At 69.9% G+C, this 16,878-nt stretch carries 12 protein-coding genes; 6 read left to right on the top strand and 6 right to left on the bottom strand.

Annotated features, from left to right (window positions below; all coding sequences use genetic code 11):
* Positions 1-71 precede the first annotated feature (71 nt).
* The 4 genes from ACFY3U_RS01770 to ACFY3U_RS01755 form a co-directional block, all read right to left on the bottom strand.
* The gene (locus ACFY3U_RS01770) at positions 72-629 is read right to left on the bottom strand and encodes a DUF6879 family protein (RefSeq protein ID WP_387193175.1); all 558 of its coding nucleotides are present in this window, start codon (positions 627-629) and stop codon (positions 72-74) included.
* A gap of 7 nt (positions 630-636) precedes the next feature.
* The gene (locus ACFY3U_RS01765) at positions 637-780 is read right to left on the bottom strand and encodes a hypothetical protein (RefSeq protein ID WP_387193172.1); all 144 of its coding nucleotides are present in this window, start codon (positions 778-780) and stop codon (positions 637-639) included.
* A 248-nt stretch (positions 781-1,028) separates the two neighbouring features.
* Complete coding sequence (locus ACFY3U_RS01760) at positions 1,029-1,214, bottom strand: DUF397 domain-containing protein (protein WP_387194115.1); 186 nt, start codon at positions 1,212-1,214, stop codon at positions 1,029-1,031.
* The gene (locus ACFY3U_RS01755) at positions 1,210-2,091 is read right to left on the bottom strand and encodes a helix-turn-helix domain-containing protein (RefSeq protein ID WP_387193169.1); all 882 of its coding nucleotides are present in this window, start codon (positions 2,089-2,091) and stop codon (positions 1,210-1,212) included. The genes ACFY3U_RS01760 and ACFY3U_RS01755 overlap by 5 nt, the downstream gene beginning before the upstream one ends.
* 211 nt (positions 2,092-2,302) lie before the next feature.
* Here ACFY3U_RS01755 and ACFY3U_RS01750 point away from each other — a divergent pair, with 211 nt between their 5' ends.
* Complete coding sequence (locus ACFY3U_RS01750; protein ID WP_387193166.1) at positions 2,303-2,599, top strand: DivIVA domain-containing protein; 297 nt, start codon at positions 2,303-2,305, stop codon at positions 2,597-2,599.
* A gap of 14 nt (positions 2,600-2,613) precedes the next feature.
* Positions 2,614-4,572: a hypothetical protein gene (locus ACFY3U_RS01745; RefSeq protein WP_387193163.1), complete on the top strand. Its 1,959-nt coding sequence runs from the start codon at positions 2,614-2,616 to the stop codon at positions 4,570-4,572.
* A 267-nt stretch (positions 4,573-4,839) separates the two neighbouring features.
* Here ACFY3U_RS01745 and ACFY3U_RS01740 read toward each other — a convergent pair whose 3' ends face one another.
* Positions 4,840-6,117, bottom strand: coding sequence for a hypothetical protein (locus tag ACFY3U_RS01740; RefSeq protein ID WP_387193160.1), 1,278 nt, complete (start codon positions 6,115-6,117; stop codon positions 4,840-4,842).
* 368 nt (positions 6,118-6,485) lie between these two features.
* A complete protein-coding gene (locus ACFY3U_RS01735) occupies positions 6,486-6,746 on the bottom strand; it encodes a hypothetical protein (RefSeq protein WP_387193157.1) in 261 nt (86 codons plus the stop codon).
* Between the two features lie 227 nt (positions 6,747-6,973).
* Between ACFY3U_RS01735 and ACFY3U_RS01730 the strand changes: the two genes are divergently transcribed.
* Genes ACFY3U_RS01730 through ACFY3U_RS01715 form a run of 4 tightly spaced genes read left to right on the top strand, consistent with a single transcriptional unit; the run spans position 6,974 to position 16,852 of the window.
* Positions 6,974-10,693, top strand: coding sequence for a phage resistance protein (locus ACFY3U_RS01730; protein ID WP_387193154.1), 3,720 nt, complete (start codon positions 6,974-6,976; stop codon positions 10,691-10,693).
* Positions 10,690-13,431 (top strand): BREX-2 system phosphatase PglZ, encoded by a 2,742-nt coding sequence (pglZ, locus tag ACFY3U_RS01725; RefSeq protein WP_387193150.1) that lies wholly within the window; start codon positions 10,690-10,692, stop codon positions 13,429-13,431. The genes ACFY3U_RS01730 and pglZ overlap by 4 nt, the downstream gene beginning before the upstream one ends.
* Positions 13,428-14,729: a BREX system ATP-binding protein BrxD gene (gene brxD / locus ACFY3U_RS01720; protein WP_387193147.1), complete on the top strand. Its 1,302-nt coding sequence runs from the start codon at positions 13,428-13,430 to the stop codon at positions 14,727-14,729. The genes pglZ and brxD overlap by 4 nt, the downstream gene beginning before the upstream one ends.
* Positions 14,726-16,852, top strand: coding sequence for a DEAD/DEAH box helicase (locus ACFY3U_RS01715; protein WP_387193144.1), 2,127 nt, complete (start codon positions 14,726-14,728; stop codon positions 16,850-16,852). The genes brxD and ACFY3U_RS01715 overlap by 4 nt, the downstream gene beginning before the upstream one ends.
* The last annotated feature ends 26 nt before the right edge of the window (positions 16,853-16,878 follow it).

The raw sequence follows: 16,878 nt of genomic DNA, 5'->3' as shown, positions 1-16,878 counted from the left end.
CAGCCCGGTGTAAGCAGCGGTCATTGCGCGTTGTGTGCACGTTGCCTCCTCCTCGATCGCGGGCTGCGGACCTAAGAGGACGTCGATCGGAGGTGGTCGGCGTACGTCCGATAGGGGATCGACGCCGAGGCGGCGGCATCACGCCACAGGTTGGCCTGCACGATCTTCTCCGGCTCGCTGATCAACTCGCCGGAGACGAACCGTCCCTCATCGTCGTAGTACATGGCCACGAGCTGCGAGGAGTCGAACAACCAGTAGTCGTAGTGCGGCAACGCGGCCGGCCAGTCATCACCGGAGACCACGATGAGGCGGACGTCCTCGCCCGCCTCGACCGTGTGTTCATAGGCCCAGCCGCATTCGAACCGGACGTAGTCCGACAGCGGCTCGGCGACGACATGGACCCGGTGCATCCGCTTGCCCGCCGACACCGCTGCCCGAACGGTGTCGCACCAGGCCGCGATCCCGGGAAACTTCCCACGGGTCTCGCCGGCCAGGAACCGGGCGAACTCGTCCTGCTCGTACGACACGTCGTACCGCTGAAGCGTCTCCAGCCGGTAGGCGGTGTAGCGGAAGTCGCGGAACAGTTGGTTGAACTCGGCGTCATCCAGCGACGTGAACGATCGGGTCAACCCTCGCTCACCGCTGCCCGGGCTCGCGGTAGCGCTCGACCGCGCCGAGCACCACCTCGGCAGCGATCCGCACCGCGCCCTCACCAGGAAGGACGTTCTCCAGCCCGTTGCCCCCCGACCCGACGTCCTTGTAGAGCTTGGTCAGCTTCACCGTGACCTCCTTCGCAGCAGACGTCCAGTCGCTGCCCTTCGTGAGGAAAGTAGTGCTCAGCGTAGCGAAAGCCTTGCCATCTCCGGTGACATCAGCGGCCTTGTGGCGCAAGCCTGCTGACGTCCACGGAGGCATCTCGTTCGGCGAAGACATCTCGCCCGGCGAAGACATCGCACAGCGCTGACTGGCGCGCTGAACTGCACTGGGTCGATGGCAAGGGGCGGCGTCTGCTGCGCTGTGTGGCGTCGTCAGCGGTGCATGGCGTCGGTGAAGACCGCCCAGGCTGCGGGGGAGAAGGTGAGGACCGGCCCTTCCGGGTCCTTGCTGTCGCGTACGGCGATGACGCCGGGCAGGTTGTCGGCGACCTCGACGCAGTCGCCGCCGTTGCTGCCGCTGCGGGTGCTCTTGCGCCAGCGCGCGCTGCTCAGATCAATCATGGTGGACCTCCCCGATGATCTTATTGATCAAGTGCCTCGATTGTCCTTCATCAAGAGCTAGCTGATCCAGGCTTGTCCAGACCTTCTCGTAGGCGGCGAACTCCTCCGGGCGATCGAGGTAGAGCGCTCCGGTCCACGACTCGCTGTAGATCACTGGCGGCTCTGGCGTCGACCGGTTGCCGATCGGGAACTCCAACATGACGAAGGTGCCCGCCTCAACGCCTCGGTGAAGGCCGACCGACAGCGGCAGAACCCGGATGCTCACTGTCTCTCGCTCGCCAAGGTCGAGGAGGTGACGCAGTTGCTCGGCCATCGTGGGTCGGTCTCCGACGATCCGGAGGAGCGCACCCTCCGAGAGGATCACGTCCATCGCCGGTGCTGCGGGCAGCCGGCGGCTCAACAGGGACTGTCGTTGTAGCCGCACCTGAACCAGGCGGTCTCGTTCCTCACCGGTCACCTCGGAACGGTGCTGGTAAACGGCATTCGCGTAGCCGCGAGTCTGCAACAAACCCGGGACCAAGGCTTCGTCGTATCGCCGAATGCGGCAGGCGGCTGATTCGAGGCCGACGTACAGCTCGAACCAGTCGGGGATGGCGTCGCCGTAGGCGTGCCACCATCCCTTCGCCCTGGTCTCACCGGCGAGGGCGGTCAGCGCACCGGCCAGCTCGGCCGCCACTCCGTACAGCTCGCACATCGCGCGGACGTCGACGCCGCGCACCGAGCCCAGCCCGCTCTCGATCCGCCACACCTTCTGACGACTGCACTCCAGCGCCTCGGCGGCGGCGTCCAGGGTTATCCCCGCCTCGGTGCGCAGGTCACGCAGTGTCCTGCCGAGCCGGCGTCGGGGCACCGTCGAGCCCATGTCCTCAGCCATCCGGCCTCCTCTCCGTTGAGTTTTGCAACATCTCGCCGGCCGTTCTGCAACACCGGAATGTTGCTGAGAAATCATTGAACAGTATGGTCTGACATGCATTGCGACAGCGCCCCTGACCTTACAAGATGGCTCTGACAAAGGCGATGACCGTGGAATTCCCACCGTCCATTTATTGCCGGTCTGATCTCTCATTGGTGAAGGGTTGGCTGTCGTGCGTGCGTTTATCCGTTGGTGGCGTCGGGTCGAGCCGCCGAAGCCGTCCGCGTACCGGGCGGCCAACTACGTACCGCTGAAGCCCTGGCAGGTCCGCGAGCGCCGGTTCACCCCGCGCGGCCGGCGCGGGGTGGACGCCGTGGAGGTCGTCGAGTTCCTCGACCGGGTCGCCGCCGACCTGGCCCAGGTCTACGCGGCGCTCGGCAGCAGCCGCCGGGAGACCGAGCGGATCAAGGACGCGTTGAGGACCTGGCAGTCGCAGCGGGCCCGCGCCGACCTGGCGGCCCGCCGGTGAGCCGGCGTCGGCGGATGCGCCTGTCGGGCACCGCCGCTGACCCGACCGCCGCGCCCACCGTCGTCTGCCCACACTGTGCCGGCGCGACCTTCCGGCTCGATCCCTGCCGCTGCACCCGGCACGGCGACCAGTTCCTGGTCGACGATCCGCCGCAGGCCGGACCGGTCGCGCGCCGTGAGCCGTACCGCAGCTGTGCGCTGTGCCGTGGTGCCGGCACCGTCGCGGTCGCCTGCCTGCGCTGCCGGCGGCGGGGCCGCCGCCGGGCGCAGCTCGTGCTGACCGTGGCCAACCTCGACACCGGCGCGGTCGCGTCCCACCGGGTCGGGCCCGGCGCCCTCGACCCCCGGCCGGACCCGGCGGGTGGCGGGGTGGTCGACCTGACTCCCCGTGTGCGCGAGCTGGCCGCCGCGGCCGGCGTCGCCGCCCCCGTCGACCCGCTGACCGTACGAATGCCGGGGTGGCGGCCCGACCTGCCGGCGGCCGACCGTCACGAGCTGGCGGCCCATGCGCTCGCCGAGTGCGCCCGCCCGGCCTGGCGGGTGCTGGTGGGACGGTCCACCCCGCCGCCCCCGGTCGACCCGGCCGCCCGGCTGGCCCGGCTCTGCGCGCTGGCCGACCAGCTCCTGCTCGACCTGGTCGTCGAGGCCCGCCGGCACGGCGACGACCTGCGCTGGAGCGTCCGGTACGAGGTGCCCGGCTCGCCCGTGCCCACCGGGCCGCCGGAGCCCTGGCCGGATCTGTCCGCCGCCCTGGTCGGCACCGATGTGGCAGCAGCGCTGGCCGGGCTCGGCGCCCGTGGCCGGACCGCCCCCGCCCGGCTGCTCCACCCCGACCTGCCCCGCCGACTGGTCGTGCCGACCGTGACCGTCGACCACCTCGACCGCCGGGTCCGCGCCGACTGCGCCGGTGGCGCGGTACTGCCCGGCGCGCAGGCGATCTGGCGGGACGGCCGCTGGTGGCACACCGGCCTCGGCTCGGGCGAGCCGGTGGAGACGCCGGTTGAACAGCCCACCGGGCAGGTCGTCCGGCGGGTGCGGGTGCCGCTGCGCCGGCTCGCCGAGCCGCCCGACCCGCCCTGGCTCGGTGCGCCGATGCCGTGGCAGCCCTGCCCCGACTGCCGGTTGCGCTCCTCCGCGCGCGCCTGCCTGACCTGCGACGGGACCCGCCGCATCCACCGGGCGGTGCTGGTGACCCTCACCGACCTGCGGCACCGGGTGGTGCACGTGAGCTGGCATGCCGACCGCCCGGAGGAGGCGACGCTGGCCGGCGTCGAGCCCGGTGGCCGGCGGGTGGTGCGGCTCCCCGTCCGCTACCGGCTGGGCGCCTGGGCTGCCGTCTTCGGCGTACGGCCCGAGGATCTCGCCGAGGCCGACGGCGGCCATGAGATCCCGCCGGACGTGCGCGAGGGCTACGTCACCCTGCCCCGGGCGGGTACCGACCCGGTGGCCGAGCAGCTCGCCGCCGTCGGTCCCGCGCTGCCCGCCGCGCGCCTGCTGGTCACCGCGGTACGCCCCACCGCCCCACCGCTGACCGAGCTGATCCGGCTCGCCCTCGGCCTCGACCTGGCGTTACTGGTGAACGTGGTCGACCTGCGGGGGCACCCGGCCGATCCGCTGCGGGCACACGGACTGCTCTGGTCGGTCGAGATGCGCTCGGCAACCGTCCCGGTGCACCCCGGCGACCTGCCCGACCGGTTCAGCCTGGAGGCTGCCGTGGCGCACTGCCTGGAATGCCTCGACGTCACCCTGCCCGAAACGGTTCCGGAGGACCCCGGGGCACCACTCCCGGCGCCGCGGTCGGCACCTCGGGCGTTGCCCACCGACCCCGTACCGGCCCTGCTGCGGCTCGCCGCCCGACACGCCGGCCGATCACTGACCGTTCGGTTCAGCCGGGCCGGACGCACCGTCCACCGCCACGACGAGGGTGGGCCGTGCGGGCTGGACGATGCCCTCGACCTGCGGGTCTGTGATTGACTGGCCTGAGCTGGTCCGACGCCGCCCATGATGCCCAGGAGACCGGCAGTGCGCTCAGACCTACGTCACCCACACACGTCGCTTGCCGGCGCCTTGCGCATTGTCGGAACTGATGGTGCCGGCGGGCTCGGGGCAAAGGAGCGCCGAGGCGCAGGATGAATCCATCCTGCGCCTAGGCAATCCGCTCGTGCGTGCGTCGATTGGCACCGCCGATCGCGACGCTAATGCAACCGATTCGTCTTGCCGGGCTGACAGGTTGCCCCAATCTTAGCCATTGGGGCTGCTCCTGCTGGTCAGAATGCATCTCTCGCCGGCTGGATAAGTGAGGGTCCAGCTCGATGCGCCCGGGCCCCAGGAATAGTAGTCGTATGACCAGCAGTAGCTGTGATTGTAGAGATTCGTGATGCGAAGCACCAGCTTGCCCCCGCCGGTCCCCTGGCACCAGTCGATGACCATCTGAGTTACTGTCTCCTCGCCGTACTTGTAGCAGTCAGACCCGTTGGGCACTTCGGGTGGGAGAGTTGGATCATGGGGTGAATCGGGCGGTCCGCAATCGACGGTGAACGGGCCCAGATCTGTCTCGTAAGACTTCGCGGTGGGACTCCACTGATAGCGTTCATACGTGTTGTTGCCGGCGCCGTCCGTGCCCGCAAAGACATCTTTCCAGTAGGTTGAGCCACTGTGGGAGTAATAGACGTCGCTCGGGTTCGAGCTGCAGGCTTGCCCACCGTCATCATTGGGTACGGGCCCGCACTGCTTCGTGAACGTCCCTTGATCTAGATCATAGTCGCCCGTGCTCTCGTTCCACTGATAGTGGCGGAAGGTGAGGTCACTTCCGGATGCGCTCTCGAACGTATCCATCCAGTACTGGTCGAGACCATCGTCGTGCGAGAAGTAGAGGTTGTCTGGATCGGCACTGCACGGCGTTCCCCCGTCGGGCTCCGGGCCGGGGACAATGTCGGAAGTAGGTGGAGCAATGTCCGAGATGTCGGGGTCCAGGTCCTTATTGTTGCTTCCCTGACAAACGAAGTTGGAGGCATAAAGGGTTCGGCCGGCAGAATCGATGCCTGCTGAATAGGTGATGCCGCGATTCCCGCAGCGCTGGTTGGCTTCTTGAATAGAGTTCGCAACGCTATTCAGTCGCACCTTCGCACTCTCGATGTCGCTCGTGAGAATGAATCCGGCGCCGCCAACCGCTGCCGCGCCTTCAGGTCCGATGAGCCATCCGATAAGGGTGCCAATGATGGCAACCGTTTCCACCTTCTTCTGCCCATTGCTGATGCGGTTGACTTCCTCGCGAATGCCGGTGGCCGTCGCTGCCGCATTGCAAGTATCGGCGGAGACATCGTAGGCGGCAGGAATCGTAATGACGCGGCGACCGAAGGCGTGGCGTTGCGCCTCGCGGGTTTTCACCGAGCTGTTGGTGCCGGTGCCACAACCGTCATCGGCATGCGCGAGATGTGGATTGCCGAGGGCGACGAGACCGCCGGCGGTAAGCACCGAAGCAAGTAAGAATATGAGCGGATGGCGTATGGTTCGGGGCACGGGGGCACGACCTTTCTTCACTCTTGACAGAGGCTCATTCGCGAAGTGTCGGTGGGGAGTGTTCGCGAAGTTTCGGTGGGGCATGCCCACCACCGATTGATCACTTCGAACGCACGCCGCGCCCACCATCCGTTAGGCAGGTCCGTCATCAGTTTCAGCACTGGGCCGACCGGCGTGGACTACCTACCTCGATCATCGATAGTTGTGGAGCTGACCTGGGCCGAGAGGGCGGTTCTCGTTGATGATGTAAGCGCTTGCAACGTTACCGCACATGTCGATGGGTGACAAGACACACATTGACGACCGTCCTCGATGATTGCGCCGGCTGGCCACGTAACTTCGGCGTATCTTCCTAGGCAGATTTTTTGCTAGTTTTGGTGCTGTTTCGCGTGGTTCTGCCTGGCTGGCCGCAACGTATGGCATGTGCTGGTGATGACGGCGACCATCCGTGGCAGCTCCGGAGAGAACGGCGCGGCCCAAGCGGTGGGTTGCAGCGAGGGGCGGGTGGCCAGGTCGCCCGCCACCACCACCTTGTAGCCCGGGAACGCCGCCCGCAGCCGCTGCAGGCCGTCCACCGGCGTGGGGATGTCGCCGTCGCTGTCCCAGCGTTCCGCGTTCCAGATGATCACCTTGACTTCAACCTGTCCAGAATCTGACTCTCTTCTGGATGCTGTGGGGTGATCCCCGGCGGGCGTGGCGCTGAGCTGGGCCTTCTCGGGCCCTCGGCGGAGCTGCTCGCCATCGGTCCACCATGGTCCCGTCGGTCGGACCGCAATCTGGCCATCCGGTGCGGTACCCGAGCATTCGGGTCGATGGGTAGCGTGTCGGGCACCCTGGGGAGGCTGGAGGAACACCGGTGACGCTGCTGCGCGACCTGATCGACATACCGACGTCCGTCGGTGAAGGTGACTTCGTGGTGAAGGCGGCCGAGGGCGCCGACCTGGACCGCTACGTCGTCACCGACCAGCTCCGGGAGAACTTCACCGGCGCGTTGCAGCGGATCGGCCACGCCGTGACCACCGGCCGCTCGCAGGCGATGTTCCTGCACGGCTCGTTCGGCTCCGGCAAGTCGCACTTCATGGCCGTGCTGCGCGAGATCCTCGGCCACAACCCGAAAGCCCGGCAGATCAGCGGGCTGGAGGGGCCGGTGGTCGCCGCCGACCCGTGGCTGCCGGGCCGCAGGTTCCTCACCCTGACCCTGCACATGCTCGACGCGCGCTCCGTGGAACAGGCGATCCTCGAGGGCTACCTGCGCCACGTCACCGCCGTCCACCCGGATGCGCCCGTTCCCGCCGTACACCGGTCGGACGCGCTGCTGAAGGACGCGGCCGGCCTGCGCGAGGCGATGGGCGACGACACGTTCTTCGCGGCGCTGCGCGGCGGTGCCACCGGGCCCGGCGCGGGCGGCGGCGGCCTGGCCGCGCTGCGCGCCAGCGCCGAGGGCTGGACCCCGCAGCGGTACGCCGACGCCGCCGCGCAGCCGCCCGGAACCAAGGACCGTGACGCGCTGGTCAGCGCGCTCACCCAGGTGTTCTTCAGCGGCGCGGTGTACAGCGCCGAATACCTCGACCTCGACACCGGTCTCGCCGTCATCACCCGGCACGCCAAGTCCCTCGGGTACGACGCGATCGTGCTCTTCCTCGACGAGTTGATCCTCTGGCTCTCCGGCCGGATCGCCGACTACACCTTCGTCAACACCGAGGGCGCCAAGCTCAACAAGCTCGTCGAGTCCGCCGACGCGGCCCGGCCGCTGCCGCTGGTCTCCTTCGTCGCCCGGCAACGCAACCTCGAGGAGTTCCTCGGCCCGCAGGTCGGCGGCACCGAGCGGGAGGCGCTGGCGCACGTGATGCGCAGCGTCCAAGGCCGGCTCGGGGAGATCGTGCTCGCCGACACCAACCTGCCCGAGATCACCGAGAAGCGGCTGCTCAAGCCGAACACCGACGCCGACCGCGCGGTCATCGACAACGCGTTCGCTGCGGTGCGGCACAACCGCGAGGTGTGGGACACCCTGCTGCTCGGCGCCCAGTACGGCGACGCCGGGATCGGCTCCGACGCCACCGCCTTCCGGCAGCTCTATCCCTTCTCGCCCGCCCTCGTCGCGACCCTGGTCGCGCTGTCCCAGGCGTTGCAGCGGGAACGTACCGCGCTGAAGGTGATGACCGAGTTGCTGGTCGACCGGCGGGACACCCTGCGGGTCAACGACCTGATCGGCGTCGCCGCGCTCTTCGACCCGCTGGTCCTGCACGGCGAGCTGCCCGACCGCCCCAAGCTGCGTCAGCAGTTCGAGGCCGCGCGCAGCCTCTACCTGCGCAAGCTGCGCCCGATCCTGCTCGCCCTCAACGGCATCGACGAGGACCTGGCGGCCACCCACACCCAGTTCCAGCTCGACGACAAGCTGGTGAAGACCATCCTGCTCGGTGCGCTGGTGCCCGAGGTGCCGGCCCTGCACAACCTCACCGCCGCCAAGCTGCACGCGCTGAACTTCGGCTCCATCACCTCGCCGATCCCCGGCTACGAGAACACCATGGTGCTCAACCGCCTGCGCAAGATCGAGCAGGACGCCGGGGAGCTGCACCTCACCGACGACCACGATCCGGTCGTCTCGCTCAAGCTGCACACGGTCGACTTCGACAAGCTGCTCGACCTGGTGCCGCTCAACGAGACCTCGGCGGGCGTGCGGCAGCAACTGCTCCGTGAGCTGATCAGCGCCGAGATGGGCCTGGCCGGCAGCGAAGGCAGCCACGGTGAGCTGCAGCAGCCCCGCGACTGGCGGGGCCGGCGGCACATCGTCCAGGTGAAGTTCGGCAACGTCCGGGATCCCGACGCCATGCCCGTGGCCGCGCTGCTCGCCCCCGGCGAGTCGTGGCGGATCGTCGTCGACTACCCCTTCGACCCGCTCGACTACCCGCGCAGCGCCGACCGGGCCCGGATCGAGGAGTTGCCCCGGGGCTCCAACACCGTCTTCTGGCTGCCGCTCTATCTGACCGACGACATGATGGGCCGGGTCGCCCAGCTGGCTAAGATCAACTATCTGCTCGGGGTCGGCGGTGCCGGAGAGCGGCTCAACACCCTGGCCGCGGACTGGCCCAAGGCCGACCGACAGCAGGGCCGGGTCTACCTGCTGCAGCGGCAGACGCAGCTCCGCGACGGCCTGATCACCGCCCTCAAGCAGGCGTACGGGGCGGCCAACCCGCAGCCCTCCGACGTGCACGACGACACCGTCGGGGTGCTGCACACCCTCGCCGACGGGCTGCGCATCGGCGACCCGCGCGGCGGGACGCTGGCCGACGCGTTCCGCAACCTGACCGCCGAGCTGCTCGAATGGTCGTATCCCGGCACGCCGGCCCTGCCCGTCGACGAGAAGCCGCTCACCCGGGCCGACCTGGGCAAGGTGCTCCAGTACGCCGAGGAAGCCGCGGCCGATCCGACCCACGGCGTGTCCGTCGCCTCGCCCGTCGAGCAGAAGGTCCTCCGTCGGATCTGCAACCCGCTGCAGCTCGGTGAGCTGGTCGACCACCGGTACGTGCTCACCATGAGCACCTGCTACTGGAGTCGGCACCTGCTGCAGGAGGCGGCGAAGGAGGGCTACCATGACCACTTCCCGGTGCACAAGCTGCGGGAGTGGCTCGACCTGCCGAAGCGGCGTGGCCTCGATCGTGACCTGCAGAACCTGATCATCGCCGTCTTCGCGTTCGAGCAGCAGCTCAGCTGGTACGACCACGGCGGGAAGACCAAGGTCGTCGCCGTGAACGGCGTAGAGGACCGGTTCGAGCTGCGTCACCCGCCGATGCCGACGGACGAGGTGTGGAAGGCAGCCGTTTCGTTCGGACAGCCCTTCTTCGGCGAGGTGCTGCCGCAGTTCCGCAACCCGGCCACCCTCAGCACCCTGGCGCGGACCATGCGCCGGGTAGCAACGACCTACGCCGGGACCGCCCGCGACCTCGTCACGACACTGCAGCAGCACGCTGCCCAGCTCGGACTGGACCCCGAAGCGCAGACCGGGCGGCTCGCCACCGCCCGGCGGGTCGCCGACCTGCTCACCCAGGTAGCCAACGAACGGGACGACGTCATCCTCGTCGGTGTGGTCGCGGAGGGAGAAGAACGCCTTCGCGGCCTGAACGGCCAGGCGGCGAGCGGTGTCTACAAGCAGGCGCAGAAGTTGCGCGCTGCCCTCGCCGCCACCCAGTGGCCGCTGATCGCCGCGGTGCGGGCCCGCACGGAAGCCGACCGCCGTGCCCAGGTCATCGTCGATCAGCTTCAGGCCGCTGCCCGCAACGAGCAACACGGCTCCGACCTGGCGGCGGCGTTGCAGGAGGCGGTCGGGGCCGCCGCCGCGCTGCTGGCCGAGAGCAGACCCGATCCGGTCATCGTCACGCCACCCCCGATCAGGCCACCGCTCGTCCCGAAGCCCCGCGACCCTGCCGACCCGGTCACCCCGCCGCCCACGGTCCGCCAGGCCACCGTCGTCGACCAACAGGGGCTGGACCGACTCGTCGGCGAACTGCGGGCCGAGGTCACCGCCGGCCGGCGGATCGCCCTCACCTGGCAGATCGAGGAGTCGGAGCGTCGGTCGTGAGCATCACCCGGGCCGCCGTCCGGCCGGCGGCAGTACGACGCAAGGTTGAGTCGTGGCTCGCCGAGCGGGACGAGGCCGAGGCCATCGTGCTGCTGTGCCGCCCGGAGTGGGCCGACGAGCCGGTGCTCACCGTCGGGGAGACCCCGGTTCGCGTCGTGCCCTGCCCGACGCCGATCGCGGCCCGGGCCGCCCTCGCCGATCGGGCTGCGCACGAGAAGCTCGTCCTGCTGACCGATCTCACCGACATCGAGCTGGGCGACGGCCTGCTGGCCCACGTCAGCATGCAGAAGGGGCGCAGCGTCGACCCGTGGGACCTGGTCAGTCAGGTGTTCGGTGGCCAGGTGCGGCTCGACTCGACGCTGGTACGTACCGGCCGCTGGGTGGCGGACGCCCTCACCGACCTCGCTCCGGCCGAAGGCTGGGCACCGCCCGCGGGTCTCATCCTGACCCGTGACCACGCGCTTCGTCACCTCACCGGCTCGGTGCTCGGTCTCGACCCGGACGAGCTGGACGGTGCCGGCCTCCTCCAATGGAGTACCGACGCCCCCGCGCAGCTGCGCTTCATGGAGCTGCCCGCCGACTGGGCCGAGGGGATCGCTTCCTTCCTCGTCGAGGCGGCCGGCCCGGTCGCGGTACCGGTGCTGGCCGCCGTGCGGGCCGGGAACGGGGGCGACGTCATCCCGTTCGGTCTGCTGGCCGGGGTGCTCTGGCCCCGAGGCGCGGAGCGGTCGCCCGACATGGAACTGGTGGTAGCCCGGACCCGGCTGGAGCCTCGCTTCGGTGGCACCCGGCTTACCGAAGGTCAGGCGACGGCCTTCGGCGAGGCTGCCGAGGCGTGGATCTACCGCGCCCTCGACGGCGACGACGCGGTACGCCACGACGCCCGCCGGATGCTGCGCCGGGCGGAGGAGATCGCCGGCGAGATCGACGTGGTGGGCCGGCTCGCCGCCTCGACGCTCCTACCGGCCGGTTTCGCCCAGCGGATGCGGGCCTTCGGGAGCGCGGTGCGCCTCGCCGCCCCGGTCCCCGGCGCGGCAGTGACCGCCGACGAGCTGATCGAGCGGGCGCAGGACCGGCTCGCTGAAGTGGAGGCCCACCGGTCGGCGGACCGGTCTCGGGTGGAGACCGCCCGAATGGCCGTCCGGTTGCTGCGCTGGCTGGCCCTTCCCGAGAGCGCTGCCCCGCTCACGATGCTCGACGCCGTGCATCGGCAGGTCCGGGTCGACGGATGGGTCGACCGGGCCCGGCTCGACGTCTTCGCCGGCGACGTGGACCCACAGGTCGCGCAGGCGTACCGGCTGCTGCACCAGGCGGTCGACGCCCGCCGTGCCCGGCACGACCAGCAATTCGCCGAGCTGCTGCAGGACATGACCGCCGCCGAGCGGGAACCCGGCTCGTTGCTACGGGTCGAGGACGTGCTCGATCGGGTCGTCCGTCCGATCCTCGACAACGGCCGGCGGGCCCTGATGCTGGTGCTCGACGGTATGGGCGCGGCGGCCGGGATCGAGATCGCCGACTCCCTCGACCGGAGCGGCGCCTGGACCGAGTTGACGCCGGACGGCGGCCCACGGACCGGCGTTCTCGCTGCGCTGCCGACCATCACGGCCGTCAACCGGTGCAGCCTGCTCAGCGGACGACTCGTCGTCGGTGACCGCGGCGCCGAGCTGAGGGGATTCTCCGCGCAGTTCCCCGGCAGCGTCCTGCTGCACAAGTCCGACCTGCGGACGGCGGCCGGGCTGGCGGTCGATCCTGAGGTGGCCGCCGCGATCGGTGATCCCGCCGTCCCGCTGGTCGCGGCCGTCATCAACACCATCGACGACGCCCTGGACCGCAGCGATCCAGGCACCACCGAGTGGAGCACGGACACTGTGAACGGGCTGCGCGACCTGCTCGCGGTGGCCCAGGACCGGGTCGTGGTGCTGGTTTCCGACCACGGTCACGTCGTAGACCGCGGGTCCGATGCCGTCCTGCGTCCGTCGGAGTCGAGCGAGAACCGCTGGCGCCCGCCGACCGGGCACCCCACCGACGGGGAGTTGCTGTTCCGGGGCAGCCGGGTGGCGCTCTCCGATGGCAAGGTGATCCTGCCGTGGCGGGAGGAGTTGCGCTACGGCCCGCGCAAGGCCGGATACCACGGTGGCGCCGCTCCCGCCGAAGCCGTCATCCCGCTCATGCTCTTCGCCGCACACGACGAGGACGCCGTGCCAGGGTGGGCGGGGGCGCCGGTGTCCAGTCCGGAATGGTGGCGAGAGCCGCTGCGACCGGCGCCTGCGGAGGTGGTGGCCCGCGCGGCTCCCCTGCCGGAAGGGAAGCCTCCGACCCGCCGCAACTCCAGGAAGCCGATCCAGGACGAGGGACTGTTCGATCTGCCGGTGCCGGCCGCAGCCGACCCGGTGGCCCAACCCGAACCATCGGCCGCGGCTGGTCCGACGACGACCCTCGTCGATGCCCTGCTCTCCAGTCCGCTGTACGCGGACCGTCGGGGCACCCGTGCGCCGCTGCCCGACGATCGGGTGGCCGCCATGGTCGCCGCCCTCATCGCGGGCGACGGACGCGCCACCCTCGAGACACTCGCCACCAGGGCGGGCGTCCCGGTGCACCGCGTTTCCGGAACGTTCACCGCGCTGCGTCGCCTCCTGCAGGTTGAGGGCTATCCGGTGCTCAGCCTTGACCCGGACGGGCGGACCGCCAAGCTCGACATTGCGCTGATGGTCGAGCAGTTCGGATTGGACCCGTCGTGACGATCGAGGTGAGCGCCCGGCGGCGACGGGACATCGTCGATGCGCTGCGCCGAGGCGCGGTGCCGGCCAACGGCTTGGACGCCCTCGCCGTCGGACTCGATCGGTTCATCGGAGCCCTCGACGAGGACCTTGCCCGGGTGGCCGGCGGTGGAAGCGTCTTCAAGGCGGTGCGGGGCGAGTACGGGTCCGGCAAGACCTTCTTCACCCGTTGGCTCGGAGAGCGGGCGAAGCACCGGGGATTCGCGGTGGCCGAGGTCCAGGTGTCGGAACTCGAGACTCCGCTGCACCGGATGGAGACCGTCTACCGGCGGTTGGTCGAGCAGCTCACCACCGAGCAGTTCGCCCCGAGCGCGTTGCGGCCCGTGCTGGACGGCTGGATCTTCGCCCTGGAGGAGGACGTCCTCGCCGACGGCACCATCGTCGAAACCGACGCGGACGGCCTCGACCGGGCGGTCGGTGATCTGCTCGAACGCCGGCTGGCAGACATCTCCCGGAGCACCCCCGGGTTCGCGGCCGCCCTGCGGGGATATCGGACCGCCCTCGCGTCCGGCGACCAGGTGACTGCCGGCGGCCTCGCCGCCTGGCTCGGCGGACAACCCCACGTGGCGGCCGCGGCACGACGGACCGCCGGGGTCAAAGGCGACCTGGACCACTTCGGGGCGCTCAGCTTCCTGCAGGGTCTGCTCACGGTGCTGCGCGACAGCGGTCACCCCGGCCTGCTGCTGGTGCTCGACGAGGTCGAGACCCTGCAGCGAGTGCGGTCGGACGCCCGGGACAAGGCCCTCAACGCGCTCCGTCAATTGGTCGACGACATCTACGCCGGCCGGTTCCCCGGCCTGTTCCTGCTGATCACCGGCACTCCGGCGTTCTTCGACGGCCAGCAGGGCGTGCAGCGGCTGGCCCCATTGGCCCAACGTCTCGCCACCGACTTCGGGCCGCACGCCCGGTGGGACAACCCCCGCGCCACCCAGCTCCGCCTGCCCGGTTTCACCGAGGCAGCCCTGGTCCAGCTCGGGATTCGGGTCCGCGACATCTACGGCAGCGCCCGGGTGAGCGAGACGGTCGACGACGGCTACCTCGGCGAACTTGCCCGGGCAGTCGCGGGTCGCCTGGGCGGCCAGGTCGGTGTCGCCCCACGGGTCTACCTCAAGAAGCTCGTCGCCGACGTGTTCGACCGGGTGGACCAGTTCGCCGACTGGGATCCGCGCGAGCACTACGAGCTGACGCTGCGCTCCGACGAGCTGACGGAGGTCGAGCGGAACGCCGCCTGGGCCGACGACGTCGACCTGTCGCCGTGAACGAGGCAGCACTGCTCGACCCGGTGGTCGTGCACCACGTCGTCAACACCCTCGGTTGGTCAGAGCTGCGGCCACTGCAACGGGCCGCGGTCGACCCGCTGCTCAAGGGGGAGGATGCCCTGCTGCTCGCCCCGACGGCGGGCGGAAAGACCGAGGCGGCCGCGTTTCCCCTGCTGTCGAGGATGACCAGGGAGGGCTGGACGGGCACCTCGCTGCTCTACCTGTGCCCGCTCAAGGCTCTGCTCAACAACCTGCACCCCCGGCTTGAGCGGTACGCCGGCTGGCTGGGCCGGACCGCGGCGCTCTGGCACGGCGACGTGCGGACCGCCGCAAGGCGGGCGGTGCTCTGGCAGCGTCCCGACATCCTGCTCACCACGCCGGAGTCCCTGGAGGCGATGCTGGTCAGCGTCAACGTGGACCACCGCACCTTCTTCTCCGGCCTGCGGGCGGTCGTGGTGGACGAGGTCCACGCCTTCGCGGGCGATGATCGCGGCTGGCACCTGCTCGCGGTGCTGGAGCGGCTGACCCGGGTTGCCGGCCGACCGCTGCAGCGGGTGGGGCTCTCAGCGACCGTCGGAAACCCGGACGAGCTGCTGACCTGGTTGCAGGGATCAGGGGCGCGCGCCCGCGCGGGAAAGGTCGTCGCCCCCGACCTGTCACCTCCCGCTCCGCCGGGGCCCACCCACAGCGACCCGCCACCCGGACAGGTCGAACTCGACTATGTCGGATCACTCGTCAACGCTGCCAAGGTCATCTCCGCGCTGCACGTCGGCGAGAAGCGGCTGGTCTTCTGCGAGTCCCGCCAGACCGTTGAGGAGCTGGGTCAGCTGCTTCGCGAGCGGGGGGTGACGACCTTCCTGTCACACGCCTCGCTCTCGGCCGACGAGCGGCACCGGTCCGAGCAGGCGTTCGCCGAGGCGCGGGACTGTGTCATCGTCTCCACCAGCACGCTTGAACTCGGCATCGACGTCGGCGACCTCGACCGGGTCATCCAGATCGACGCGCCCGCCTCCGTGGCATCGTTCCTGCAACGGCTCGGCCGCACCGGTCGTCGGCCGGGCAGTGCCCGGAACGCGATGTTCCTCTGCCGAACCGGTCAGGAGCTGACCCAGGCGGCTGGGTTGCTGACGCTCTGGGGGAGGCGATGGGTCGAACCGGTCGTCTCGCCCCCGGAACCCCGACACATCGTCGCCCAGCAGATGCTCGCGCTCTGCCTGCAGGAGCTTCGGGTCGGTGACCGGCTCTGGACGCAGGCGTGGAACGGTCTCGCACCGTTCGACTCAGGCGCTGAGCCGATCATCCGTCACCTCGTGGATCACGGTTACCTCGACAGTGACGGCGGGCTGCTGTTCATCGGCCCGGAGGCGGACCGACGGTTCGGTCGACGGCACTTCATGGAGATGACGGCGGTCTTCACGGGACCGCCGGAGTTCACGGTGCTGCACGGTCGGCAGGAACTGGGTCGTATCGATCCGAGCCTCCTGACTGAGGAGGTGCAGGGGGACCGTCGGCTGCTCCTTGGCGGGCGCAGTTGGCGGGTCACGTATGTCGACTGGCGTCGACGCCGCTGTTTCGTGGAAGCGGCTGATGGCGGGGGTCGCGCGAGGTGGACCTCACAGGGCTGGCTGGGATCGGGCTACGCACTCACCCGCGCGATGCGGGAGGTTCTCCTCGGCGTGGACCCGCCCGTCCGGCTGACGGCGAGGGCGAGGGACCGGTTGGCAGCGGAGCGGGAAGATCGGGCGTCGGTGGTACATCCCGGCGGAAGCCTCGTCGTGCGCGCCCCGCACGAAGATCTGACCTGGTGGACCTGGGCCGGTCTGCGCGCGAACGCCACCCTCACCGCCACCCTGGGCGAGGTCGTGGATCCGGTGCAACGATTCGACGACTACACGATCCGGCTCCGGGCGGACCTGACCCGGACAGAGTGGCGGTCGCTGGTGGCCGACGCGGTGCAGCGGATCTGCCTACCCGACGTCAGTGCTCGCGCTCTGGCGGGGCTGAAGTTCGGCTCCGCGCTGCCGGAGCGCCTGGCCCGTGCCACCCTCGCGGCGCGGCTCGCGGATGTTTCCGGAGCGCTCGCCGTACTGCGCGAACCGGTCCGATTCGTCGACCTGACCTGATCGCTTGCCAGCATCGCCTGGCCGGG

Source organism: Micromonospora sp. NPDC000089 (genome assembly GCF_042899365.1).
Classification (GTDB): domain Bacteria; phylum Actinomycetota; class Actinomycetes; order Mycobacteriales; family Micromonosporaceae; genus Micromonospora.
Note: the sequence above shows the minus strand (reverse complement) of the source record. Positions and strands in the feature narration are given on the sequence as shown.